The following is a 25572-nucleotide window of genomic DNA, read 5'->3' on the forward strand; positions in this document are numbered from 1 at the left end:
ATATTGGTATACCATAATACAAAATAAACAAAGAGGTCACTATGAAGGCGTACTGGATTGCCCACGTGGATGTCGACGATGCCGAGCATTACAGCCAATACACCCAGCGCGCACCGGCGGCCTTCGCCGCGTTCGGCGCGAAATTTCTGGCCCGGGGCGGACGCAGCGAAGCGCTGGAGGGCAGAGCTACTCCTCAGCGTAGCGTGGTGATCGAATTCGAGAGCTATGAGAAGGCCGTGGCGTGCTACCACTCGGCGGCGTATCAGGAGGCGAAAAGTTATCGCGAGGAATGGGCGAGGGCGGAGATCGTCATCGTAGAAGGCATCGCACCACTTTAAGCAACACCGAATATCCCCTGTGGGAGCGGGCTTGCTCGCGAAGGCGGTCAATCATTCAACATTTCTATCGACTGACACACCGCCTTCGCGAGCAAGCCCGCTCCCACAGGGGCGAAGGTGATCCTCAGCGGATGAAGTGGATCTTGCCGCTGTCATCATTGCCCATGTAGATCCCATACACCCCGGCCTGACGCTCCTCGATGTAACGCTCGAGAATCTGCCGGATCGCCGGGTAATAGATCTGCTCCCACGGAATGTCTTCAGGGGCGAAGAACTTGTAGTCGAGGGTCTCAGGGCCGAACTGGCCGGTGATCTCCAGCGCGATCGCGCGGAAAATGATGTACACCTCGCTGATCTTCGGCACGCTGAAAATCGAATACGGCGAGACGATTTCCGCGCGCACGCCGCTTTCTTCCCAGACTTCACGCAGCGCCGCCTGCTCGGTGGTTTCGCCGCTTTCCATGAAGCCTGCCGGCAGCGTCCAGGTACCCGGACGCGGTGGGATCGCCCGTTGGCACAAAAGGTATTTGCCGTCCTGCTCGATGATGCAGCCGGCGATGATCTTCGGATTGACGTAGTGGATGTAGCCGCAGCCGCGGCACATCAGGCGCTCGTGCGTATCGCCCGGCGGTACCTGCTGACCAAGGTCAGGGCCACCGCATTTCGGGCAAAAGCTCGGGCTGAACATGTCAGTGACCTATGCGCGGTTCTTTCAGCGCGATCGGCAGAGTGATGTTCGGCGTGGCGCCGGTCTCTTCCTGTTTGCGCTTGAGATAATCGAGGGCCACGGCCGCAGCGGCGCGTACGTGATCGACACAGGCCTGATGCGCCGCCAGTGGATCGCCGCTCTTGATCGCCTCAACCATTTTTTCCATCTCGTGGTTACTCGCGCCGCGCCGGTTTTCCTGGGACACCGAAGTTGCCCGCAGGTAGCTGATGCGCGCTTGCAACTGGCGTAATTGAGTGGCCGCAACGTGGTTGCCCGAGCCTTCGAGCAGTACGTCGTAGAAGCCCTGCACCGAGTCGATCACCTGTTGCAGTTCGCCGTCCTTGAGTGCCTTGCGGTTCTCGTCGAGGGCTTTTTCCAGGGCCTTGATGTCCTTGGCTTTGGCGCGCAGGGTGAACAGCTGGACGATCAGGCCTTCGAGCACGCAGCGCAGCTCGTAGATGTCGACTGCATCGGCGAGGGTGATGATCGCCACCCGTGGGCCTTTGGCATCGGCGAACTCGACCAGACCTTCGGACTCCAGGTGACGCAGGGCTTCGCGCACCGATGTGCGGCTGACACCGAGGCGATCGCACAGATCGCGCTCGACCAGACGATCGCCGGGCATGAGCTGAAAATTCATGATCGCGCTACGCAGTTTATCCAGCACGATTTCGCGCAGGGTAACGGGGTTGCGATTGACCTTGAAGCTGTCGTCGAGTGGCTGGCGTTTCATGGGGTCCGCTCTTTACTGTGGCTGTCCATGCCAGACGGGCATCAAAACAGCCGAGGGGTTAACTGGAGGCCTCGGCGTCGGCTTCGGCGAAGGCTTCACGGGCGAGCCGGAAACTGTCCACGGCTGCCGGGACGCCGCAATAAATACCGACCTGAAGCAGAATTTCGCGTATTTGCTCACGACTCAGGCCGTTACGCAAGGCGCCGCGCACATGCAGCTTGAGTTCGTGCGGGCGGTTGAGCGCCGAGATCATCGCCAGGTTGATCATGCTGCGCTCCTTGAGCGACAAACCCTCACGCCCCCAGACATGGCCCCAGCAGTATTCGGTGACCATTTCCTGCAACGGGCGGGTAAAGTCGTCGGCGTTCTCTATTGAACGCTGCACGTAGGCTTCGCCCAGCACCTGGGTGCGGATCTTCAGGCCTTTTTCGTACTTTTCGTTACTCATCATTCCTCCTCACAACAGAGACCCCCTTTTGGAATGAAACCTGTGGTGAGGGGATTTATCCCCGACGGGGTGCGAAGCGCCCCCAAACCTGCAACCGCGAATTGCCAGACACACCGCGTGCAAGGATCTTACGACTGCTTCGCAGCCGGTCGGGGATAAATCCCCTCACCACAATGGGCAGTTCCACAGTGGGATCTATGTATCCATCAGGCCAGGGTTGGCAACGGCCCGAGCTTGCCCTTGTGATAAATCATCGGTGTCACCGGTTGCTCGGGCAGGATCAGGTTCTTCACTGCGCCGACAATGATCGCGTGATCACCACCGTCGTATTCTCGCCACAACTCGCACTCGATGATTGCTGTGGCCTTGGCGAGGATCGGGTTACCGAGTTCGCTCAAATGCCACTCGATGTGCTTGGCCTTGTCCTTGCCTTTACCGGCGAAGGCGTAGGCTTCAGCGGTCTGGTCGGCGGACAGCAAATGGATCGCGAACTTCTTGCTGTCGCGCAGCACCGGGTAGGTGTCGGAAGCGTAGTTGGGGCAGAACAGCACCAGCGCCGGATCAATCGACAGCGCGCTGAAGGCGCTGGCGGTGATGCCGACGATGCCGCCCTCCGGGTCGAGGGTGGTGACCACCGTGACTCCGGACGGAAACGAGCTCATGACGTCTTTGTAAATGCCGGGTTCGATCATGTCGCAGGACTCCTAGCGCATCACAAACGGATCAGGCATCGGGGCCTGAGAGAGATTGATCCACACCGTTTTCAGTTCGGCGTAGGCCAGCACCGAATCGATGCCGCTTTCGCGTCCATAGCCACTGTTCTTGAAGCCGCCGATCGGCGCCATCGCCGACACCGCACGGTAGGTATTGACCCAGATGATCCCCGAGCGCACATCCCGCGCCAGGCGATGGGCGCGGCCCAGATCGCGTGTCCAGATGCCGGCGGCGAGGCCGAACTGCGAGTCGTTGGCGATTGCCAGCGCCTCGGCTTCGTCTTTGAAGCGAATCACCGATGCCACCGGGCCGAAGACTTCTTCCTGCATGATCTTCATCGAGTTGCGGTCGCACTCGAACAGCGTCGGCTCGTAGAACCAGCCGTCACCCAGATCCGCCGGACGCTTGCCGCCCGTGCGCAACCGCGCACCTTCAGCGATGGCATCGGCCACCAGCCCTTCGACCACCGCCAGTTGCTGCGCAGTGGCCATCGGACCCATTTCGCTGTGATCTTCCTGCGGGTTGCCGATGCGGATGCGCTGGGCGCGTTCGACCAGGCGGTTGACGAACTCGTCGTAGATTTCGTCCTGCACCAACAAACGTGAGCCGGACACGCAGCTCTGGCCCGAGGCCGCATAGATCCCGGCAATCGCGCCGTTGATCGCGCTGTCCAGATCGGCGTCGGCGAAGATGATGTTCGGCGACTTGCCGCCCAGTTCCAGCGACAGTTTGGCGAAGTTTTCGGCGCTGCTGCGCACCACGTGCCGGGCCGTGGCCGCGCCGCCGGTGAAGGCGATCTTGCGGATCAGCGGATGACGGGTGAGGGCGGCGCCGGTGCTCGGGCCGTAACCGGTGACAACGTTGACCACGCCCGGCGGAATCCCGGCTTCGAGGGCCAGACGTGCCAGCTCAAGGATGGTCGCCGAGGCGTGTTCGGAAGGCTTGATCACGATGGTGTTGCCGGCGGCGAGGGCCGGGGCCAGTTTGATCGCGGTCAGGTACAGCGGGCTGTTCCACGGAATGATCGCGGCAACCACACCCATCGCTTCGTGCACGGTGTAGGCAAACAGGTCGGGCTTGTCCAGCGGCAGGGTGCCGCCTTCGAGCTTGTCGGCCAAGCCTGCGGTGTAATGGAAGAACTCCGGCAGATAGCCGACCTGACCACGGGTTTCGCGGATCAGTTTGCCGTTGTCGCGGCTTTCCAACTGCGCCAGTTGTTCCTTGTTTTCTGCGATCAGGTCACCGAGACGGCGCAGCAGTTTGCCGCGTGCGGTGGCGGTGAGGCCGCGCCAGGCCGGGCTGTCGAAAGCCGTCTGCGCCGCTTGCACGGCGCGTTCGACGTCAGCTTCACCGGCGTCAGGCAGTTCGGCCCAGGCTTGCGCGCTGGCCGGGTTGAGGCTTTCGAAGGTCTTGCCGGAGAGGGCGTCGACCCATTCTCCGCCGATGCACATCTGGAAGCGTGCGAGTGTCATGCAACGATCCCCTTTATAGGGTTTTGTCGGGAGTGTGCGTATTCGAGGAATTCCAGCAGCGTCTGGTTGACCAGGCGCGGCGACTCTACCGGCATCATATGCCGTTGCTCGGGCAGCACCGCAACCTTCGCGTCGGGGATGCGTCGGGCCAGTTGCTCGGCCATTTCCGGGGTGGAACCGGGGTCGAGTTCGCCGGTGGCGATCAGCGTCGGTGCCTGAATACTGCCCAGGTCGTCGGCGCGGTACATGTCCTGGGTCGCGAACAATTCGTAGGTGGTCAGGTAACCCTGCGGATCGTTGCCGGCCAGGGTCTGGCGAATGGCCGCGATCTGCGCCGGGTTGGCCGCCTGATATTCACGGCTGAACCAGCGTGACAGCGCCGCTTCGGCGTTGGCATCCGGCCCGTGTTCGGCCGCCTGCGCGGTCCGGGCGATAACCCCGGCACGCTGTTCTTCGCTGCGGTTGAACACACTGTTAAGCACCACCAGGCTTTGCAGGCGCTCCGGGTAGTGCAGGGCAAACGCCCGTGCCACCAGTCCGCCCATGGAGAAACCGATCACCGCTGCCTGGGGCAGATTCAGGTGATCGAGCAGCTCCAGCAACTGATCGGCATAACCGAGCAGGCCGGTGCCGCTGGCCGGGCGCGGGCTGGCGCCGTGGCCGAGCATGTCGTAGGCGATCACCCGGTATTGGGCAGACAGGCCAACGATCTGGCCGCCCCACATTTCTTTGTTCAGGCCCACGCCGTGGATCAAGACCACGGGCTGGCCTTGGCCGGTCGCCAGGTAACTGGTGCCAGCCGGGGTGAGTTCAGCGGTGAGCCGAATCATGGAGCGCTCCTGCAATGCCTTTTTATTGTGATTACTGGGCTTTTTCGGCGGCCAGTTCTTCCAGATCGATGTAGCGGTTGCCGATGCGCGGGTGCAGGCGACCACCGTCGGCGCAACCGAGCACCACGACGATTTCGTCGGCACGCGGCGCGTCTTCGATCTGCATTTCCAGGGTGATGTAGTGCGAACGCAGCCCTTCGTCGTCCTTGTGCATCATCGGGATCTGGATCGAGGTGCCCGGGCCGCCGCGCTTGTTGGTGAAGCTCAGGTAGCTCTTGGCCTTGACCGCTTCGCGGTAGTGATTGCCGAAGCGCAGGGTGTGGATCACCGCCGAGGCGTGTTCGATCTCGCCGTCGGCGCCGACCACTGCCGCTTTGCCGTACGCCTCGATCTTCTCGGCGCCGCCGATGATGCCCACCAGACGCTCGACCATCATGGCGCCGAGGTCGGAGCAGTTGGCGCGGATCTGCGGTTTCAAATCCTCGACGAAGCCGTTACCGACCCACGGGTTCTTCATCACCACAGCCAGCCCGACCATGGTCACTGGCTTGTCAGTGACCTTGCCGCCTTCGATGAAGGTTTCTTCGACATAGCTGACGATCTTGCGAATTTCGAAACTCATGAGCTGCTCCGTAGGGGGATTGAGAGTGTCTGTGCGTCTGATGGTATACCATAATACCGATCGTGCAAGTCCCTCACGCAAGATTTGCCGCATCCATCCGGCGAATGGCGGTGTATTCACTGCCAGCCCCAATCTCACAAACACCATTACACCCTGTGGGAGGGGGCTTGCTCCCGAAAGCGGTGGATCGGTCGACATCTCGGGTGCCTGACACAGCGCCTTCGGGAGCAAGCCCCCTCCCACGATGGAAATCACCGCTGACAGGAGGGTCATCCGGTTAACAAAAGATAACGTGGCGCCGATTGTCAGACGTTTCCAAAGCCCGATAGGATGAGCCAGCTTCCCAAGGCGCTCTGGACTGCGGGTTTCACGGCTATGCTTGTGACCTGTCAGTTACCACGAGCACCCTTGCGGCGCCCTAAGGCCCAATGGCCTAACAATAATAAATAGGGGAAGGTCTATGAGTCGTTGCCGCCCGCCGGCGTTTCGCAACACCGCGTTGCTGGCCACAGCCCTCACACTGCTGGGCTGTGCTGCCTTGTCGGCACCCGTGCTGGCCGCCGAAGCGCCCGCCGACGGGGTGTATTCCACCGAATCGGCCAAAGCCGCCAAAAGCCTGATACTCGATGTTGTCCACGCCGGCACCCGGTTGGTGGCGGTGGGTGATCGCGGGCACATTCTCTATTCCGATGACCAGGGCAAGACCTGGACCCAGGCCAAGGTGCCGACCCGGCAACTGCTGACGGCGGTGTATTTCGTCGACGACAAGCACGGCTGGGCGGTCGGTCACGACGCGCAGATTCTCGCCAGCGAAGACGGCGGCCTGACCTGGAGCAAACAGTTCGAAGACCTCAAGCGCGAAGCACCGCTGCTCGACGTCTGGTTCCAGGACGTTAATCACGGTGTTGCGGTCGGTGCTTACGGTGCGCTGCTGGAAACCACCGACGGCGGCAAGAACTGGCAAGACGTCAGCGACCGCCTCGACAATCAGGATCAGTTCCACCTCAACGCCATCGCCGCCGTCAAGGACGCCGGGCTGTTCATCGTCGGCGAGCAGGGCAGCATGTTCCGCTCCCCGGACTGGGGCCAGACCTGGGAGAAAATCCAGGGCCCGTATCAAGGCTCGCTGTTCGGCGTGATCGGCACCGCGCAGGCGCAGACTCTGTTGGCCTACGGCCTGCGCGGCAACCTCTACCGCTCCAGCGATTTCGGCAGCACCTGGCAGCAGGTCGAACTCAAGGCCGCGCGCGGTGCGCTGGAGTTCGGTCTGTCCGGCGCGACCCTGCTCGCGGATGGCTCGATTGTGATCGTCGGCAACGGCGGCTCGGTGATCAGCAGCAGCGACAACGGCGAAACCTTCAGCGTGTTCAACCGCCCGGACCGCATCTCGCTGTCCTCGGTCACTGCGGCCGGCGACGGCAATCTGATTCTGACCGGGCAGGGCGGCGTGCACACCACGCAGCCCAACGGCGCCGAGATCAATAATAAGAAGGCGGGGCTATGACTTCCTTGATCACTCCTCAGCAGGACAAAGCGACGTTCCTCGAACGTCTGATTTTCAACAACCGCCCGGCCGTGATCTTGATCTGCCTGGTGGTCAGCATCTTCCTGTTCTGGCAGGCCACGCTGATCCGCCCATCCACCAGTTTCGAAAAAATGATCCCGCTCAAGCATCCGTTCATCGAGAAGATGATGGAGCACCGCAACGATCTGGCGAACCTGGGCAACACCGTACGGATTTCGGTGGAAGCCAAAGACGGCGACATCTTCTCCAAGGAGTACATGGAGACCCTGCGGCAGATCAACGACGAGGTGTTCTACATCTCCGGCGTCGACCGTTCCGGCCTCAAGTCGCTGTGGAGTCCGAGCGTACGCTGGACCGAAGTGACCGAGGAAGGTTTTGCCGGCGGTGAAGTGATTCCGCAGAGCTACGACGGCTCGCCGGACAGCCTCGACATGCTGCGCAACAACGTCCTAAAGTCGGGGCAGGTCGGGCGTTTGGTGTCCAATGACTTCAAGTCGAGCATCGTCGACATCCCGCTGCTGGAGTCCTACCCGGACCCGCAGGATCAGGGCAAGCTGCTGGCGCTGGACTACCGCCAGTTCTCCCATGAACTCGAAGACAAGATCCGCAACAAGTTCGAAGCGCAGAACCCCAACGTCAAGATCCACATCGTCGGTTTCGCCAAGAAGGTCGGTGACCTGATCGACGGGCTGGTGATGGTGGTGATGTTCTTCGGCATCGCTTTCGTCATCACCTTGATCCTGCTGCTGTGGTTCACCAACTGCCTGCGCAGTACCGTGGCGGTGTTGAGCACCACACTGGTGGCGGTGGTCTGGCAGCTCGGGCTGATGCACTTCTTCGGTTTCGGGCTGGATCCGTACTCGATGCTGGTGCCGTTCCTGATCTTCGCCATCGGCATTTCCCACGGCGTGCAGAAGATCAACGGTATCGCCCTGCAATCGAGTGAGGCGGACAACGCCCTGACTGCGGCGCGGCGTACCTTCCGGCAACTGTTCCTGCCGGGGATGATCGCGATTCTCGCCGACGCCGTCGGCTTCATCACTCTGCTGATCATCGACATCGGCGTGATCCGCGAGCTGGCAATCGGCGCGTCCATCGGCGTGGCGGTGATCGTGTTCACCAACCTGATCCTGCTGCCGGTAGCGATTTCCTATGTCGGCATCAGCAAGCGCGCCATCGCCAAGAGCAAGAAGGACGCGAATCGCGAACATCCGTTCTGGCGCTTCCTGTCGAACTTCGCCAGCCCGAAAGTCGCACCGATCTCCATCGCCTTGGCGCTGATCGCTTTCGGCGGCGGCCTCTGGTACAGCCAGAACCTGAAAATCGGCGACCTCGATCAGGGTGCGCCGGAGCTGCGCCCGGACTCGCGCTACAACAAGGACAACAATTTCATCATCAACAACTATTCCACCAGTTCCGATGTGCTGGTGGTGATGGTCAAGACCGCCACCGAAGGCTGCTCGCGCTACGAAGCGATGGCACCGATCGACGAACTGATGTGGAAGATGCAGAACACCGAGGGCGTGCAGTCGGCGATCTCACTGGTGACCGTGTCCAAGCAGATGATCAAGGGCATGAACGAGGGCAACCTGAAATGGGAAACCCTGTCGCGCAACCCGGATGTGCTGAACAACTCGATCGCCCGCGCCGACGGCCTGTACAACAACAGCTGTTCGCTGGCGCCTGTATTGATCTTCCTCAACGACCACAAGGCCGAAACCCTCGACCGTGCGGTACACGCGGTGCAGGAATTCGCCAAGGCCAACAACAAGGACGGTCTTGAATTCATCCTCGCCGCCGGTAACGCCGGGATCGAAGCGGCCACCAATGAAGTGATCAAACAGGCCGAACTGACCATCCTGATCCTGGTGTACATCTGCGTCGCGGTGATGTGCATGATCACCTTCCGTTCATGGGCGGCGACCCTGTGCATCGTCCTGCCGCTGGTGCTGACCTCGGTCCTGGGCAACGCGCTGATGGCGTTCATGGGCATCGGCGTCAAGGTCGCGACCCTGCCGGTGGTGGCGCTGGGTGTGGGGATTGGCGTGGACTACGGGATCTACATCTACAGCCGACTGGAAAGTTTCCTGCGCGCCGGGCTGCCGTTGCAGGAAGCCTATTACCAGACCCTGAAATCCACCGGTAAAGCGGTGCTGTTCACCGGTCTGTGCCTGGCGATTGGCGTGTGCACCTGGATCTTCTCGGCGATCAAGTTCCAGGCCGACATGGGCCTGATGCTGACCTTCATGCTGCTGTGGAACATGTTCGGTGCGCTGTGGCTGCTGCCGGCGCTGGCGAAGTTCCTGATCAAACCGGAAAAGCTGGCGGGGCAGAAGGGCAATTCGTTGTTCGCCCACTGATCCGGATGCCTGAAACGACGAAGCCGCAACCTTAGGGTTGCGGCTTTTTTATGAGTCAAGATCAAAAGCCCCTCACCCTAGCCCTCTCCCAGAGGGAGAGGGGACTGACCGAGGTGTGCGGCTTGATACATCGACCTGGAAATACCGAATCGATTATGGATTCACAGCAAATCATGAGATTTGAGATACCAGCCGATTATGGATTCAAAGCAAATCGTTCACGTCGGTGTAGGTCGTCAATATTCCCGGATCGGTCCCCTCTCCCTCGGGGAGAGGGCTAGGGTGAGGGCAAGCGGTCTCAAGGCTTACGAAAGATCCGCCCCAAGCACAACACTCAAGGCACTGCGCGCATCATCCAGCTGAACCAGCGTCGCGTGGCGGGCGCCAAGGGCATCACGGTTCTCAATTGCGGTGAGAATCGCCTTGTGCCGCGGCAACGCCAGTTCATGCAGATTCGGCCGTTGATTCGAATGCTTCAACGCCTCGGCAATCGCCACCGAAAGCATGTTGCACAGGTTCGCCAGCAGATCGTTATGGGTCGCGTCGGCGATGCGGCTGTGGAAGTCCAGATCCGGTTGCAGCAAGGCTTCCGGCGTCGGCGCTGATTCCATGCGCTGATAGGCTTCGCCGATGGCGGCGATGTCGGCCTCTGTCGCGTGCTGGGCGGCGAGGGCGGCAGCGGCCGGTTCGATGATGCTGCGCACGCTGGTCAGCACATTGAAGAATTCATTCTGCGGACTGCTTTGCATCAGCCAGTGCAGCACGTCCGGGTCGAGCATGTGCCACTCGCGACGGGCCTTGACCACCGTACCGACGCGCGGTTTTGAATACACCAGCCCCTTGGCCACCAGCACCCGCGTGGCTTCGCGCAACACCGGCCGGCTCACCGCGTATTCCTCGCACAACAGCGCTTCGGCGGGCAGTTTGTCGTCGGGCAAAAAACGTCCGGAGACGATCTGCATGCCCAGTTCCTGGACAATGCGCGAGTGCATGCTTTTACGGTCGGAAGGTTTGCGGTAATCCATGGGGAACGGCGCGATCCTGAGCGATGGAGATGCCGCGCATCATAGCAGGCGTGCGGCGATCTTGAGGCTGATGCATAGCAAATGTAGGAGTGAGCCTGCTCGCGATGGCGGTGTGTCAGTCAGCATCGATACCAACTGGCGGACCGCTATCGCGAGCAGGCTCACTCCTACAGTAGATCTGCGGTGTCAGTGAGAATGACGCGGGACTTCCGCCCCTCGGCAACCCACCAGGAAGTCGAAGTCACAGCCCTGATCCGCCTGCAGCACATGGTCGATATACAGCTGACGATAGCCGCCGACCAGTAGCTGCTGCGGTGGTTGCAGATCTGCCATGCGCGCCGCCAGTTCGGCATCCGGAATATCCAGATGCAAACGCCCGCTGGCGCAATCCAGCTCGATCCAGTCGCCTTCCTGCACCACCGCCAACGGCCCGCCGGCTGCCGCTTCCGGGGCGACGTGCAACACCACCGTGCCGTACGCGGTGCCGCTCATTCGCGCATCAGAAATGCGCACCATATCGGTCACACCCTGCGCCAGCAGCTTGGCCGGCAAGCCCATGTTGCCGACCTCGGCCATGCCCGGATAACCCTTCGGCCCGCAGTTTTTCATCACCAGAATCGAATCTTTATCGACATCCAGTTCCGGATCATTGATCCGCGCCTTGTACATGTCGAAGTTTTCAAACACCACCGCACGGCCACGATGCTGCATCAGCTCAGGCGTAGCGGCGGACGGCTTGAGCACCGCACCGAGCGGCGCCAGGTTGCCGCGCAGCACGCAGATACCGCCGTCAGCGCGGATCGGATTGTCAAGGGTACGGATCACTTCGTCCTCGCCGTAGATCGGCGCGTCCTTGGTGTTTTCGCCCAGCGATTTACCGTTGACGGTGAGGGCATCCGGATTGGGGATCAGATTAGCCTCGCCGAGACGGCGCAGCACCGCCGGCAAGCCGCCGGCGTAGTAAAACTCTTCCATAAGGAAACGCCCGGACGGTTGCAGGTCGACAATGGTCGGCATGCCGCGCCCGATACGCGTCCAGTCGTCCAGATCCAGCTCGACACCGATGCGCCCGGCGATGGCTTTCAAGTGGATCACCGCGTTGGTCGAACCGCCAATAGCCGCGTTGACCCGAATGGCGTTTTCAAAGGCTTCCTTGGTCAGGATCTTCGACAGGCGCAAGTCTTCGCGCACCATCTCCACCGCGCGCATGCCGGACATGTGCGCCAGCACATAACGCCGCGCATCCACCGCCGGAATCGCTGCGTTGTGCGGCAGGGACGTGCCCAGTGCTTCGGCCATGCAAGCCATGGTCGACGCGGTGCCCATAGTGTTACAGGTGCCCGCCGAGCGTGACATGCCGCCCTCGGCCGCGAGGAAGTCGTCAATGGTGATAGTGCCGGCCTTGACCTGTTCGCTGAGCTGCCAGACCACGGTGCCGGAGCCGATGTCCTTGCCCTTGTGCTTGCCGTTGAGCATCGGCCCGCCGGTGACGACGATCGCCGGCACGTCGCAACTGGCCGCGCCCATCAGCAGCGCCGGGGTGGTTTTGTCGCAGCCGGTCAGCAGCACCACGCCGTCAATCGGGTTGCCGCGAATCGCTTCTTCGACGTCCATGCTCGCCAGGTTGCGGGTGAGCATGGCGGTCGGGCGCAGGTTCGACTCGCCATTGGAGAACACCGGGAATTCCACCGGAAAGCCACCAGCCTCGATCACCCCGCGTTTGACGTGCTCCGCGATCTGGCGGAAATGCGCGTTGCACGGGGTCAGTTCCGACCAGGTGTTGCAGATGCCGATGATCGGCTTGCCATGAAACTGGTGGTCGGCGATGCCCTGATTCTTCATCCAGCTGCGGTACATGAAGCCGTTCTTGTCGGCAGTGCCAAACCATTGGGCCGAGCGCAGGGTGGGTTTCTTCTCAGACATGATCGATTCTCTTATTGTAAGACTATTGTTTGCGAGTCACGGCTAAACATAAGCGCAAAATCGCCGCTTTGGAAGTGTTGTTGGGTAATTAGTATTACTATATAGTCGTTTTCGACGGAGGGATTGGCCCTGGCGGTTTTCCGCGAGAGGCGTCCCCCGAGGTTCCATAAAAACAACAATCGGAGACCGATCCCATGAGCCAGGAACTGCGGCTTGTTCGCCGCATCACGCTGAAACTGATTCCCTTCCTGATCCTGCTGTACCTGATCGCCTATGTGGATCGCTCCGCCGTCGGCTTCGCCAAACTGCACATGGGCGCCGACATCGGCATCGGTGATGCGGCCTACGGTCTCGGTGCCGGGCTGTTTTTCATCGGCTACTTTCTTCTCGAAATCCCCAGCAACCTGATGCTTGAGCGCTTCGGTGCGCGGCGCTGGTTCGCGCGGATCATGATCACCTGGGGCGCAATCACCATCGGCATGGCGTTCGTCCAGGGCCCGCACAGTTTCTACGTGATGCGCTTTCTGCTCGGCGCGGCGGAGGCGGGGTTCTTCCCCGGCGTTCTCTACTACATCACCCAATGGTTCCCGGTGCGCCATCGCGGCAAGATCCTCGGCCTGTTCATCCTCTCGCAACCCATCGCGATGATGATCACCGGCCCGGTATCCGGCGGCTTGCTGGGCATGGACGGCATCCTCGGTCTGCACGGCTGGCAGTGGCTGTTCATCGTCATCGGCACCCCGGCGATCCTCCTGACCTGGCCGGTATTGCGCTGGCTGCCCGACGGCCCGCAGAACGTGAAGTGGATGGATCAGGCCGAGAAAGACTGGCTGACCGGCGAACTGAAAAAGGATCTTCAGGAATACGGCCAGACCCGTCACGGCAACCCGCTGCATGCGCTCAAAGACAAACGCGTGTTGCTGCTGGCGCTGTTTTACCTGCCGGTGACCCTGAGTATTTATGGCCTCGGCCTGTGGCTGCCGACGCTGATCAAACAGTTCGGCGGCAGCGATCTGGTGACCGGTTTCGTCTCGGCGGTGCCGTACATCTTTGGCATCGTCGGTCTGCTGATCGTGCCGCGCAGCTCCGACCGCATGAATGATCGCTACGGCCATCTGGCGGTGCTTTATGTACTGGGCGCGCTGGGCCTGTTCTTCAGCGCGTGGCTGACCCTGCCGGTGGCGCAACTGGCGGCGCTGTGCCTGGTGGCGTTCGCGCTGTTCTCCTGCACGGCAGTGTTCTGGACCTTGCCCGGGCGGTTTTTTGCCGGTGCGAGTGCGGCGGCGGGGATCGCGCTGATCAACTCGGTGGGCAACCTCGGCGGGTATATCGGGCCGTTCGTGATCGGGGCGTTGAAGGAATACACCGGGAATCTGGCTTCGGGGCTGTATTTCCTCAGTGGGGTGATGGTGTTCGGTTTGATTCTTACCGGAATCGTCTACCGCGTGCTTGAGCGCAAACACGTGCTGCCGGTCGAGCAGTTCGCCGCCAGTGCACGCGGTGCCACCCGAACCTGAATCTGCAGAACAACATGGAACCCATGTGGGAGCGGGCTTGCTCGCGAATGCGGTGGGTCAGCCACCCTCATCGTTGAATGACACACCGCTTTCGCGAGCAAGCTCGCTCCCACAATGGATCGGCCTCGAACTCAAGACTGGTTTACAGGAGAGGACATATGCATCTGGTTCAATTCGAATTGATTAACGGCGAGCGCCGCGTCGGCGTGGTCGACAACGGGCTGATCCGCGAAGTGCAGGACGCCCGCAGCGTACGCGATCTCGCGCTGGCCGCGATTGAGGCCGGCGGCACTCTGGAGCAGCAAGTACAAACCCACGGCCTGGGCATCAGTCATGACTATGCGCAGTTGCTCAAAGACCGGCGCATCCTGCCACCGCTGGATCACCCGGACCCGGCGCACTTGCTGGTCAGCGGTACCGGCCTGACGCACCTGGGCAGCGCTTCGGCGCGGGACAAGATGCACCAGCAGGCCGGCGACGAAGCGCAAATGACCGACACCATGCGCATCTTCAAATGGGGCGTGGAGGGTGGCAAACCGGCGGCGGGGCAGGCGGGCGTGCAGCCAGAATGGTTCTACAAGGGCGACGGCAGCATCGTTGTGCGTCCGGGCGAGGCCTTTCCGTTGCCACCGTTTGCCGAGGATGCCGGCGAGGAACCGGAAATGGCCGGGCTCTACGTCATCGGCCACGACGGCAAACCGTATCGCCTCGGTTTCGCAGTGGGCAACGAATTCTCCGACCACGTCATGGAACGCAAGAACTACCTGTACCTGGCCCACTCGAAACTGCGCAGTTGCAGCTACGGCCCGGAACTGCGCACCGGTGAATTGCCGCAGCATCTGGCCGGCACCAGTCGCATCCTGCGTAACGGCGAAGTGCTGTGGCAAAACGAATTTCTCAGCGGCGAGGCCAACATGTGCCACAGCCTCGCCAACCTCGAATACCACCACTTCAAATACCGCCAGTTCCTGCGTCCTGGCGACGTGCACATCCACTTTTTCGGCACCGCGACCCTGTCGTTCGCCGATGGCATCCGCACCCAACCGGGCGACCGGTTTGAAATCAGCCAGGCCGAATTCGGCGCACCGCTGGTCAACGGCATCGCTCCGGCAGCAGCGGCTTTTCAACCGGACAGCATCGGCACCCTTTAAGGAGCTCCCATGACTCAGATTCTTGGCCACAACTACATCGGCGGACAGCGCAGCGCAGCAGGCGATGTCAAACTGCAAAGCGTCGACGCGACTACTGGCGAACAGCTGCCGTACGATTTCATTCAAGCGACTGAAGCCGAAGTCGATGCTGCCGCCAAAGCCGCCGCCGCAGCGTACCCCGCTTATCGCAGCCTCAGCGGCGAACGCCGCGCGCAATTTCTCGACGCGATTGCCGATGAACTGGATGCCTTGGGTGATGAGTTCGTCGCGCTGGTCTGCCGCGAAACCGCGCTGCCTGCGGGGCGGATTCAGGGCGAGCGCGGGCGCACCAGCGGGCAGATGCGCCTGTTCGCCAAAGTCCTGCGGCGCGGAGATTTCTACGGCGCGCGAATCGATTTGCCATTGCCGGATCGCCAGCCGTTGCCGCGCCCGGATCTGCGCCAATACCGCATCGGTCTCGGCCCGGTGGCCGTGTTCGGTGCGAGCAACTTTCCGTTGGCGTTCTCCACGGCCGGTGGCGATACCGCTGCGGCGCTGGCCGCCGGTTGCCCAGTGGTGTTCAAGGCCCACAGCGGCCACATGGCAACCGCTGAACTTGTTGCCGACGCACTGATTCGTGCCGCCGAAAAAACCGCGATGCCGGCAGGCGTGTTCAACATGATTTACGGCGGTGGCGTTGGCGAATGGCTGGTCAAGCATCCGGCGATTCAGGCAGTCGGTTTCACCGGTTCGCTCAAGGGCGGTCGGGCACTGTGCGACATGGCGGCGGCGCGGCCGCAACCGATCCCGGTGTTCGCCGAGATGTCGAGCATCAACCCGGTGATCGTTCTGCCCCAAGCCTTGGCTGAGCGCTCGGAAACCATTGCCCGCGATCTGACCGCTTCAGTGGTGCAGGGCTGCGGCCAGTTCTGCACCAATCCGGGATTGGTCATCGGTATCCGCTCGCCGCAGTTCAGCGCCTTCGTCCAGCAAGTCGCCGGGCTGATTGGCGACCAACCGGCGCAGACCATGCTCAACGCCGGCACCCTCGGCAGCTATGGCAAAGGTCTGCAAAAGTTGCTGGCGCATTCCGGCATCAAGCATCTGGCGGGTAATCCGCAGCAGGGCAGTCAGGCGCAGCCGCAACTGTTCAAGGCAGACGTCAGCCTGTTGATCAACGGCGATGAAGTGCTGCAGGAAGAAGTGTTCGGCCCGACCACGGTGATCGTCGAAGTGGCCGACAAGGCCGAGCTCAGCGCCGCGCTGTTGGGGCTGCATGGACAGCTGACGGCGACGATGATCGGCGAACTGGTCGACTTCGAACGCTTCCCGGAGCTGACACCGCTGCTCGAACAGAAGGTCGGGCGGATCCTGCTCAATGGTTATCCGACCGGGGTCGAGGTGTGTGACTCGATGGTGCATGGCGGGCCGTATCCGGCGACATCCGATGCGCGCGGAACGTCGGTGGGGACGCTGGCGATCGACCGGTTCCTGCGCCCGTTGTGCTTCCAGAATTACCCCGACAGCTTGCTGCCGGAACCGCTGAAGAATGGCAATCCGTTGCGCATTCAGCGGCTGGTAGACGGCAAGCCCTCGCGCGACGCGTTGTAAATCGCGCCGCACACCCCCTGTGGGAGCGGGCTTGCTCGCGAAGGCATTCTTTCAGTCAGTGATTGATTGCCTGACACACCGCTTTCGCGAGCAAGCCCGCTCCCACAGGGATCTCCAGCGACAATGAGCTATCATTGGCCCTTTCCCCCCTAAGAAAGACTGTTTGCCATGACTGCCCAAACCCTTCTCAACGCCCTCGAACACTGCGGCATGGTCGAAATCGACGGCTTGCATGCCTTCGAATTCGCCCTCGACGAAGACGACAACCTGCACATCGAATGCATCGATGGCCGCACGGCCAAGCATTGGGAGTTCACCCCGGCGCAGGTTACGGCGGCGACGTTTGACGAAGACCTGCAGAGCTGGCTGATCATTGGCTACGCCAGCGACACCAAAACCACCGGCGAGCACCGTCTGGTCTGCCTTGGTGATGTAGTCAGCAGCAGCGACGACGAGGAAGATGATCAATGAACATGCGTAAATTCTGGCCGCTGCTGATGGCCGGCAGTGTCGGTGCGATGGGCCTGTCCAGTGCCAGCGCCGAGACTTATCAATTGCTGGTGGGCTCCTACACCGCAGGCACCAGCCAGGGCATCTATCGAATGAATTTCGATAGCGCCACCGGGCAGATCGACGCCAAGCCGCTGCAAGTGGTCAAGAGCGAAAACCCGTCGTGGCTGACCTTGTCCAAAGACCAGAAGCATCTGTTCGTGGTCAACGAAAACGGCCCCGGCCAGAAAGATCCGGTCGGCCGCGTCAGCAGCTACTCGATCGATCCGAAGACCCACACTCTGACCCTGATCAATCAAGTGCAGAGCCTGGGCAACGAGCCGACCCATTCGAGCCTCAGCGGCGATGCCAGCCATCTGTTCGTCAGCAACTATTCGGTGGTGGAAGATCCGGGCGGCACCCTCGCGGTGTTGCCGGTCGGCGCCGATGGCAAACTCAAACCCGTGGTGCAGATGAGCGCGCACCCGGCGAGCCGGGTCAACCCCGAGCGTCAGGCCTCGAACCACGTGCACTCGACAGTGTCCTCGCCGGATGGTCGCTACGTGTTCTCCAACGACCTCGGGGCGGACAAGGTCTTCATCTACCAGTTCGACCCGAAGGCCAACCCGGACCTGCCGCTGACCCCGGCGAAAACCGCTTCGGTGAGCCTGCCGGCCGGCAGCGGCCCGCGTCATCTGCTGTTCAGTGCCGACGGCAAGCATGCCTGGCTGACCATGGAAATGAGCGCGCAGGTCGCGGTGTTCGACTACCACGACGGCGTGCTGACCCAGACGCAAATGGTCGATCTGGCCGCCGGTCAGCCGACCTCGGACAAAGCCGCCGCCGCGCTGCATGCGTCGGCCGATGGCAAGTTCCTCTACGTCAGCAATCGTGGCACCGCCAATCAGTTGCTGGTGTTCAGCATTGATCCGGCAACCGGTCAGCTCAAAGAGCTGCAAAAACGCTCGGTGGAGGGTGATCACCCGCGCGAATTCAGCCTCGATCCGAGTGGCAAATTCCTGCTGATCGCCAACCAGAAGAGCAACGCAATTGTCGTCGTCGAGCGCGATGCCAAGACCGGTCTGCTCGGCAAAACCGTGCAAAAACTACCGATGGACGCCCCGAGCGATCTGAAGTTTCTAGTGCGACAATAAGCCACAGGCCCCGGTTTGCGGGGCCTGTCTCGTTGTATTAATCGCGCTGATATCCGGTAATGCTACAAAGCATTTCAAGCGATCAACCCTCGAGCGTTAAGTTTGCTTCACGGCCCAACCGGGCAAAGTAAGCCAACCGAACACGAGGGTTACCGCCATGAACTTCAATCTCTTCTCGATCATCGCCGCTTCCGCCATCTCCGCCACCGTTGCATTGCCAGCCAGTGCCAACGCTGAAATCAGCAGCAAAAAATCCCACACCCAGAGCTACACCCAGAAATACCTGCAACAGAGCGCCAACTTCTATGCCGCACTGGATCACAAAGCCCAACACTGAAATGCCCGCTTCGAACAACTCCCTGTAGGAGCTGCCGAAGGCTGCGATCTTTTGATCTTCAACGTCAAAAGATCGCAGCCTTCGGCAGCTCCTACACGTATGCGTGATCGAAAAATCTCCGCTCGATAGGTTTCCTTCAACGCCGAGATAGACCGGCTAAATAATCAACCAAGCTGATGTTTACTATGGCAAACCCTGAGTGGTTACCGCGGCTTTTTTGATTGATCCTGACGGCACTGAAACATGCCCACGGAGCACATCATGGCCAGTTCAATCATTACTTCAGCCAAGCGCGGCGCCTACCTGGCCATCGGTCTTTACCTGGCCTTGGTGCTGTTTGTCAGCATCGCCGCGCAAACCCAACACAGCTTCGACGCACCGATCCAGGTCGCACACCCCGGCATCCAGTTCGAACACCGCGCAGACGTGCTGGTTGATCGCGCTGAACTCGCAGGAGTGGGCGGCGCATGAAAGGCTACAGACTCTGGGTCATCGCCGGGCTGGCACTGATGACCAATGGCGCCGCGTTGCTCGGCTTCGGCCAAGGCTCGGTGGGTGCGCTAGCGCGGGCCATAGAGGCCAATCACAGCATTGCGCACAATATCGAACGGGCCAACTCCCAAGGGTTGCTGGCCGGCAATCCGCCGATCAAGGCTGAGGTCGATTTCCTTGGGCCGTTTGAAGTGGATTGCTCGGCACTCGGTATGTGCGCCGTGCTGGCTTAGATTGAGCGAACCATTGTGGCGAGGGGATTCATCCCCGATGGGCCGCGAAGCGGCCCCAGACCCGGCGAACCGGATTATTCTGATACACCGAGGTGTCTGATTTCAAGGCAGCTTCGCCGCCCATCGGGGATGAATCCCCTCGCCACAAGGAGTTCGGTACCAGGAATTCGGGTTACTTCTTCATGATCGTCGTGAACAGCTCGGACTCAAGGAAACCTTGCAACCACGCCTGCAACCGCACATAAGGCGTCTGCGCAAACCACTCGCGATCAACATGCGCAAACTGCCGAACGAACGGCAGCAACGCGATATCCGCGAGACACGGATGATCACTCAGCAAATAATCCCGACCTTCAAGCAACTCATCCAACTGCTGCAAAAACAACGCCCCCTCAGCCCGATAAACTTCCATCGGCTGCTCGGGATAACGCTCGGCATATTTATAGCGGTTCAAATGCACCTTGAATGCCTGATCGTTGGCTTCGATCAACCCGGCAATCCGTGAATCACCGCCAAGCACCCAGTTGTCAGGATCATTCTGTGCCAACGCCCAGCGCATGATCTCCAGGCTCTCATCGATCACCCGACCCTGCGCATCCAGCACCGGTACCGTGCCTTTGGGCGAGATCGCCAGCATCGCGGCCGGTTTGGCCTTGAGGCTGACTTCGACAATCTCCACCGGCACCCCCGAATAACGCAGGGCCATTCGCGCGCGCATCGCGTAAGGGCAGCGGCGGAACGAATACAGCGTGTTCATTTCACCTCCAGTGTGCTCAAACCGTTGCCTTGGCGTTGTACCTGAATCTGCACCGGAATCCGTTCGTGCATTTCCTGCACATGGGAAATCACCGCGACCTTGCGCCCCTGCGCCTGCAAGCCGTCGAGTGCATCCATCGCCAGTTGCAGCGATTCCGGATCGAGGCTGCCGAAGCCTTCGTCGATGAACAGCGATTCGATTTTCAGCGTGCTGGAGGCCATCGATGCCAGCCCCAGGGCGAGGGCCAGCGACACCAGGAAAGTCTCGCCGCCGGACAGCGAATGCACCGAGCGCAATTCGTCGCCCATTTCGGTATCCATCACCAGCAGGCCGAGCATGCTGCCACCGCGTTTCAAACGATAGCGTTTGACCAGTTGGCGCAACTGCACGTTGGCGTGATGTACCAGCAGGTCGAGGTTGTAGGCCTGGGCGATCTTGCGGAAGGTGTCGCCGGTGGCCGAGCCGATCAACGCATTCAGACGCGCCCAGCGCTGGTACTCGGCATAGGCGTCGGCGATCTGCTGCGCGAGTGCCTGATTGGCATTCTGCCGGCGCTGATCTTCAGCTTGTTCGGCGCGCAGTTCGGCGCACTGTTGCTCACTGAGGTTGAACTGGTTCTGCAGCTCGGCGAGGGCGCTGGCAAGTTGTTCGGCATCGAGATTGCCGTTGTGCTGCGCCTGATGATCGGCCAGACGCTGATCACGTTCCTGCAGCAGCACCTTGGCCTGTTCGATGGCTTTTTCGTTGTGCTGCAAGCGCTGGCGCAATTCGCTGAGCTGCGTGTCATCGACGCGCAGCAGGTCTTCGAGACCGCCGTCATCCAGTTCAGGATGGCGTGCGCGCCAGTCGGCAATCTTCTGCGTCAGGTCGCTGTCTTCGCTTTGCAGCGCCTGTAAGCGTTCCTGTTGCGCCTTGAGTTCGGTACCAATTTGCACAAGTTGCGTACGCACGCTCTGCAGTTCCGCAGCGGTGCTGGTTTCGGCGTTGCGCGCCTGATCCACAGCCTGTTCCAGTTGCTGCTGCCAGTGCTCGGCGCTGCTGTGTTCGCCCAACAGTTGCGCCAGTTTCGCCTGACTGGCCTGCTGCTGCTCGGCCAGTGCGCTGAATTGCTGCTCGGCGCTTTGCAGCTGCTGGACGCGGCTGAGCTGGCGATCCTGTTCCTTGTCCAGCGTCTGCTGGCGTTGTTGCTGTTCGGCCAACTCTTCCTTCTGCTGATCAACCTGCGCCAGACGTTCGGCAATCTGCCGATCCAGCTGCATGAAGGTTGCTGCCGGCTCGATGCGCAAGGCCTCGAGGGTTTCGACTGGCAGCAAACTGGCGAACGCGCTGAGCTCTTCGTCGAGACGCTGACGGTCGCTGCTCAGTTCGCGTTGTTGGTTGCTCAAGTGTTGCGCCGCTTGCTGATGCGCAGTTTCGGCATTGCGCAGTTGCTGGGTCAGGCGCGCCGCGTCCTGTTGCAGGGTGAGCAGGGCGCTCTGGCGTTGTTCGTCCTGAGTGATGCTCTGATTCAGTTGATCGTTCTGCCGGGTCAGCCAGGCGTCACGCTTGTCGGCGTCCTGATTGAGCAACTGAGGCGCCAGCGGATGCGCCTGCAGACTCGGCGCCAGTGCCTGAAGCTGGGCGGTCAATTGCTCCTGCTGTTGCAACAGCTCTTTCTGCCGGGCGATCACGCCACCGACGTCGGCGCGCAGCTCGGTGAGTTTTTCCTTGAGCTGATCCACCGCTTGCTGCGCGCTGGCCTGCTCGGACTCATCGTGCCGGCCGAGGCTTTGCAGCAGCGCTTCCGGCTGATGATACGGATGCTCGTTGCTGCCGCAGACCGGGCACGGCTGATCGTCCTGCAACTGCGCGCGCAGCTCTTCGACACTGGCACTGCGCGCCAGACGCTGGCGTTCGAGCAGTTCTCGGGTGACGTTAAGGGTTTGTTCGGCGACGGTCAGCTCGGCCTTGGTTTTCACTCCGTCCTGGGTCAGGCGCTCGCGTTCCTGCTGTGCATCGAGCAGGCGCTGTTGCAGCTCGGCGCCGCGTTTTTCCAGCTCCTGCTGACTGGCCCAGAGTCGTGTCAGGTCTTCGATGGCGCGCAGCTGTTTGCGGTTGTCCTGTAACAGAGTGCCAAGGATGCCGATCTGCTCGGCGACGGCATCCGGCTCGGCGCCGGCCTCTTTGAACAGCACTTCCAGTTGCTGCTTTTGCGTGGCCAGCGCTTCGGCGCTTTGGCTTGCATTTTGTTCGAGGGTCGCCAGTTCGGCTTGCCCTTTGTTCAGTCGATTACCGATCAGCATCAACTGTTGCAGGCGATCGCGGTAGGCATTCCATGCATCGCTGAGCGGTGCCAGATGAGCGCTTTGTTCGAGCTCGGCGGCCATTTTCTGCAGGCGTTCAGCAACTTCAGCCTGTTTTTCCTGCAAGGCTTGAATGGCGCTCTGGCCTTGCGTGCAGGCCTGCTCGGCGGCTTGCCGGGCGTCGGCGCTGAGGGCGGTGTCTTTGGCGAGGCGGGCGAGGGTGCTCTGCTCTTCGAAAGCCTGACGCAGCAGCGGGGCGCTTTCGCTGTGCCGTTGCTGCGCTTCGGTCAGGGCGATTTTTGCCGCATCGAGCGCCTGCTCCAGTTGCGTCTGACGCTCATTGAGTTCGCCGTGTTGTTCGGTGTGCGCGGCAATCTGTGCCGCCAGCGGCGTCAGTTGCGCATCGAGTTCGGTCTTGCGCGCGAACTGGTGACGTTGCGGGGCGAGTTGTTCCAGGCGCGTCAGTTTCAGGCGCTCGCCGGCCAGACCTTCCCACTGTTGCTGCGCACTGTGCAATTGTTCGGCGGCGGCTTGTTGCGCGTCCTGCAACTGGCGCAAATCCTTGAGCCAACTGTGCTGTTGTTCCAGTTGCTTGAGCTGCGCTTGCTGCAACTTCAATTGCTGCTGGGCAGCGTTGAAGCGTTCGTCCAGCTCGGCGCGGGCTTCGGGGGCCAGTGGAGTGACGCCAGTGGCCTGATCCTGCAGCAGCTTGTGCGCTTCGCGGGCCTCTTTGGTCTTGTCGAATGCGCGGCGGCCGAGGCGGGTGTAGAGCGCGGTGTCGGTGAGTTTTTCCAGCAGTTCGCTGCGGTCGTTGTCGTCGGCCTTGAGGAACGCGCTGAACTCACTCTGGGCCAGCAGCACGGCGCGGGTGAATTGTTCGAAATTCAGGCCCAGCGCGGCTTCGAGTTGGGTCTTGTATTCGCCTTTCTGGCTGGCGAGCAGTTGATCCTGATCGATGTCGCGCAGGCTCTGCCGGCTGGCCTGCAACTTGCCGCCGGCCTTCTCGCGGGCACGGTTGGCTTCCCAGCGCGCACGGTAACGGCGGCCATCGACGCCGACGAAATCCACCTCCGCATAACCTTCACCGGTACCACGGCGCAGCAAGGTGCGCGGGTCGCCGGTGGCGATTTCGCCGTCCGCATCCGGAACCTTGGCGTCACGGCCAGTGTTGTTCAGGCGCGGCACGGCGCCGAACAACGCCAGGCACAAGGCGTCGAGCAGGGTACTTTTACCGGCGCCGGTCGGCCCGGTGATCGCGAACAAACCGGCACTGGCCAACGGTTCGGCGGTGAAGTCAATCTCGAACGGCCCGGCCAGCGAGGCGAGGTTCTTCAAACGAATGGCGAGAATCTTCATGGCTGCTCGCCCTCCATCTGTACGTCCTGCAGCAGTTCGGCGAAGTCCTTGAGCGTCTGCTCATCGACCTCGTTGCCATAGTTGTCGAGCCAGGCGCGACTGAACAGTTCTTGCGGAGTGAGTTGATCCAGTTCGACCAGCGCGCTGCCGTCGTCGCTGCCCTCGGCGCCACGGTTGCCGGCGTACTCGGCGGCGATCCGCACCAGACGCACGGCTTTGCCTTGCAGAGCGTTTTCCACCTGATGGCGCAGATCCGGCTGCGGCTCATCGAGGGTTACGCGCACTTCCAGCCATGGCTGGCGCTGGGTTTCGGCGAGCAGATCGATGTTCGGCAGGTCGGCCAGTTGCAGCAGGATCTCCGCCAGCGGCGCCGGGCCGATGCGTTGCAGGTTGACCGAGCGCGGGATCAGTTTCGGCTCGACGCTGACCAGGGTTTCGCCATCGAGGGTGATGTCGAGAATCTGATGCTGATAGCCGATCTCCGAGAACGACAGCGGAATCGGCGAGCCGCTGTAGCGAATGCGTTCTTCACCGTTGACCTTCTGCGGCTTGTGCAAATGGCCGAGGGCGACGTAGCTGATGCTCGGCCCGAACAGGCTGGCGGGCAGCGCTTCGGCGTTACCGATGATCAGGCTGCGCTCGGAGTCTTCCGAGACCGAACCGCCGGCCATGTGCGCGTGGCTGATGGCGACCAGCGCCTGACCCGGCTGACGCTTGGCATTCGCCGCTTCGATCAGCCATTCATGCACCTGACCGATACCGCGCAGATAGTTGTCGCCCAGATGCGCACCGGTCACTTCAGCCGGACGCAGGAACGGCAGCGCCAGGCACCACGCAGCGATCTCGCCTTGGGCATTCGGCAGCGGCAGCAGCAGACGTTCGGCGTCGAGCTGGCCGTCATCCAGCCACAACACCCGCCCCAGCGCATGGGTCCGCAAACGGCGCATCAACGGCGCCGGCAGCTCGATGCGCGAGCCGGAATCGTGGTTGCCGGCGATCATCACGATGGTCAGCAACGGCTGCTGCTCGTGAGCGCTGACGATGAAATCGTAGAGGCGTTCCTGGGCTTTGACCGGCGGATTGACCGTGTCAAAGATGTCCCCGGCAATCAGCAGCACATCCGGCTGCGCCAGTTGCAGTTGGCGCAGCAGCCATTCGAGAAAGCACGCATGCTCGAAATCGCGCTCCTGGCCATGCAGGTTTTGCCCAAGGTGCCAGTCGGAGGTGTGGAACAGACGCAAGGTGGACTCCGCTACATAAACAGGTGATGGCCGCGGGGAAATGATGGGCGGCTAAAGAGGGGGGAGTTTACTGGCAAACGGGCGGACTTGCCCAAAGGCTTGAAAAATCAGGAGGTCGTGGCGGATGCCGTCTGTCGCTACTGTCAGATCTGACAGTAGTCAGCTATCAGCACCGAGTGGTGGGATTGCCGCTGTCGCCAGGCTGTCAGGCCGGGTTGTCTGCCACTCACGGAGTTGCTTGCATGAAAACGAAATCAACATCTGAAGCCACGAA

General features: G+C 61.3%; 23 protein-coding genes and 1 pseudogene. 12 read left to right on the forward strand and 12 right to left on the reverse strand.

The window, feature by feature from the left end; all coding sequences use genetic code 11:
* Positions 1-41: 41 nt before the first annotated feature.
* The gene (locus KCG87_RS20660) at positions 42-338 is read left to right on the forward strand and encodes a DUF1330 domain-containing protein (RefSeq protein ID WP_098964284.1); all 297 of its coding nucleotides are present in this window, start codon (positions 42-44) and stop codon (positions 336-338) included.
* A 124-nt stretch (positions 339-462) separates the two neighbouring features.
* On the opposite strand, the gene KCG87_RS20665 is transcribed toward KCG87_RS20660, so the two are convergent.
* The 7 genes from KCG87_RS20665 to KCG87_RS20695 all read right to left on the reverse strand — a co-directional run bounded on the left by KCG87_RS20665 (position 463) and on the right by KCG87_RS20695 (position 5866).
* Entirely contained in the window at positions 463-1026 is a 564-nt protein-coding gene (locus KCG87_RS20665) for an NUDIX hydrolase (protein ID WP_098964282.1), read from the reverse strand.
* Position 1027: 1 nt separating this feature from the next.
* The gene (locus KCG87_RS20670; protein WP_007968636.1) at positions 1028-1780 is read right to left on the reverse strand and encodes a GntR family transcriptional regulator; all 753 of its coding nucleotides are present in this window, start codon (positions 1778-1780) and stop codon (positions 1028-1030) included.
* 58 nt (positions 1781-1838) lie between these two features.
* Positions 1839-2228 (reverse strand): carboxymuconolactone decarboxylase family protein, encoded by a 390-nt coding sequence (locus KCG87_RS20675; protein ID WP_007968634.1) that lies wholly within the window; start codon positions 2226-2228, stop codon positions 1839-1841.
* Positions 2229-2434: 206 nt separating this feature from the next.
* On the reverse strand, positions 2435-2920 hold the full coding sequence (locus tag KCG87_RS20680; RefSeq protein WP_210558795.1) for a flavin reductase family protein: 486 nt from the start codon (positions 2918-2920) through the stop codon (positions 2435-2437).
* A 12-nt stretch (positions 2921-2932) separates the two neighbouring features.
* Positions 2933-4414, reverse strand: a complete 1482-nt coding sequence (locus KCG87_RS20685; RefSeq protein ID WP_210558796.1) for an aldehyde dehydrogenase — start codon at positions 4412-4414, stop codon at positions 2933-2935.
* On the reverse strand, positions 4411-5244 hold the full coding sequence (locus tag KCG87_RS20690) for an alpha/beta fold hydrolase (RefSeq protein WP_210558797.1): 834 nt from the start codon (positions 5242-5244) through the stop codon (positions 4411-4413). Before KCG87_RS20690 ends, KCG87_RS20685 begins: the two co-directional genes overlap by 4 nt.
* A gap of 31 nt (positions 5245-5275) precedes the next feature.
* Positions 5276-5866: an amino acid synthesis family protein gene (locus tag KCG87_RS20695; RefSeq protein WP_095136389.1), complete on the reverse strand. Its 591-nt coding sequence runs from the start codon at positions 5864-5866 to the stop codon at positions 5276-5278.
* Positions 5867-6326: 460 nt separating this feature from the next.
* On the opposite strand from KCG87_RS20695, the gene KCG87_RS20700 reads away from it, so the two are divergent.
* Both KCG87_RS20700 and KCG87_RS20705 read left to right on the forward strand, forming a co-directional pair.
* On the forward strand, positions 6327-7370 hold the full coding sequence (locus tag KCG87_RS20700; RefSeq protein ID WP_027613078.1) for a YCF48-related protein: 1044 nt from the start codon (positions 6327-6329) through the stop codon (positions 7368-7370).
* A complete protein-coding gene (locus KCG87_RS20705) occupies positions 7367-9751 on the forward strand; it encodes an RND family transporter (protein ID WP_210558798.1) in 2385 nt (794 codons plus the stop codon). The genes KCG87_RS20700 and KCG87_RS20705 overlap by 4 nt, the downstream gene beginning before the upstream one ends.
* A gap of 305 nt (positions 9752-10056) precedes the next feature.
* On the opposite strand, the gene KCG87_RS20710 is transcribed toward KCG87_RS20705, so the two are convergent.
* Positions 10057-10776: a FadR/GntR family transcriptional regulator gene (locus KCG87_RS20710; RefSeq protein WP_134786600.1), complete on the reverse strand. Its 720-nt coding sequence runs from the start codon at positions 10774-10776 to the stop codon at positions 10057-10059.
* A gap of 186 nt (positions 10777-10962) precedes the next feature.
* Positions 10963-12699 carry an IlvD/Edd family dehydratase gene (locus KCG87_RS20715; RefSeq protein WP_115984925.1) on the reverse strand — a complete coding sequence of 579 codons (1737 nt, stop codon included), beginning with the start codon at positions 12697-12699 and terminating at the stop codon, positions 10963-10965.
* 194 nt (positions 12700-12893) lie between these two features.
* On the opposite strand from KCG87_RS20715, the gene KCG87_RS20720 reads away from it, so the two are divergent.
* The 9 genes and pseudogenes from KCG87_RS20720 (at position 12894) to KCG87_RS20755 (ending at position 19662) form a co-directional block, all read left to right on the forward strand.
* Positions 12894-14216, forward strand: coding sequence for an MFS transporter (locus tag KCG87_RS20720; RefSeq protein ID WP_007968618.1), 1323 nt, complete (start codon positions 12894-12896; stop codon positions 14214-14216).
* Positions 14200-14331: pseudogene (locus KCG87_RS27630) on the forward strand (DUF4381 domain-containing protein); the annotation flags it as partial. The gene KCG87_RS20720 and the pseudogene KCG87_RS27630, both read left to right, overlap by 17 nt.
* A 43-nt stretch (positions 14332-14374) precedes the next feature.
* Positions 14375-15367: an AraD1 family protein gene (araD1, locus tag KCG87_RS20725; protein WP_098964274.1), complete on the forward strand. Its 993-nt coding sequence runs from the start codon at positions 14375-14377 to the stop codon at positions 15365-15367.
* A gap of 9 nt (positions 15368-15376) precedes the next feature.
* Entirely contained in the window at positions 15377-16957 is a 1581-nt protein-coding gene (locus KCG87_RS20730) for an aldehyde dehydrogenase (NADP(+)) (protein ID WP_210558799.1), read from the forward strand.
* A gap of 168 nt (positions 16958-17125) precedes the next feature.
* Positions 17126-17428: a DUF5629 family protein gene (locus tag KCG87_RS20735; protein WP_027613084.1), complete on the forward strand. Its 303-nt coding sequence runs from the start codon at positions 17126-17128 to the stop codon at positions 17426-17428.
* Complete coding sequence (locus tag KCG87_RS20740) at positions 17425-18600, forward strand: lactonase family protein (protein WP_210558800.1); 1176 nt, start codon at positions 17425-17427, stop codon at positions 18598-18600. Before KCG87_RS20735 ends, KCG87_RS20740 begins: the two co-directional genes overlap by 4 nt.
* Positions 18601-18757: 157 nt before the next feature.
* The gene (locus KCG87_RS20745; protein WP_097087152.1) at positions 18758-18937 is read left to right on the forward strand and encodes a hypothetical protein; all 180 of its coding nucleotides are present in this window, start codon (positions 18758-18760) and stop codon (positions 18935-18937) included.
* A 261-nt stretch (positions 18938-19198) separates the two neighbouring features.
* Positions 19199-19408 (forward strand): hypothetical protein, encoded by a 210-nt coding sequence (locus tag KCG87_RS20750; protein WP_027613086.1) that lies wholly within the window; start codon positions 19199-19201, stop codon positions 19406-19408.
* The gene (locus KCG87_RS20755; RefSeq protein WP_210558801.1) at positions 19405-19662 is read left to right on the forward strand and encodes a hypothetical protein; all 258 of its coding nucleotides are present in this window, start codon (positions 19405-19407) and stop codon (positions 19660-19662) included. Before KCG87_RS20750 ends, KCG87_RS20755 begins: the two co-directional genes overlap by 4 nt.
* A 172-nt stretch (positions 19663-19834) precedes the next feature.
* On the opposite strand, the gene KCG87_RS20760 is transcribed toward KCG87_RS20755, so the two are convergent.
* From KCG87_RS20760 to KCG87_RS20770, 3 genes are read right to left on the reverse strand one after another with little or no spacing between them, the layout of a single operon-like run.
* Positions 19835-20419, reverse strand: a complete 585-nt coding sequence (locus KCG87_RS20760; RefSeq protein WP_210558802.1) for a glutathione S-transferase — start codon at positions 20417-20419, stop codon at positions 19835-19837.
* Positions 20416-24057, reverse strand: a complete 3642-nt coding sequence (locus KCG87_RS20765; protein WP_210558803.1) for an AAA family ATPase — start codon at positions 24055-24057, stop codon at positions 20416-20418. The genes KCG87_RS20760 and KCG87_RS20765 overlap by 4 nt, the downstream gene beginning before the upstream one ends.
* Positions 24054-25298, reverse strand: a complete 1245-nt coding sequence (locus KCG87_RS20770; protein WP_210558804.1) for an exonuclease SbcCD subunit D C-terminal domain-containing protein — start codon at positions 25296-25298, stop codon at positions 24054-24056. Before KCG87_RS20770 ends, KCG87_RS20765 begins: the two co-directional genes overlap by 4 nt.
* Positions 25299-25572: the final 274 nt, after the last annotated feature.

The organism is Pseudomonas sp. MWU347 (assembly GCF_017947305.1).
Taxonomy (GTDB): domain Bacteria; phylum Pseudomonadota; class Gammaproteobacteria; order Pseudomonadales; family Pseudomonadaceae; genus Aquipseudomonas; species Aquipseudomonas putida_A.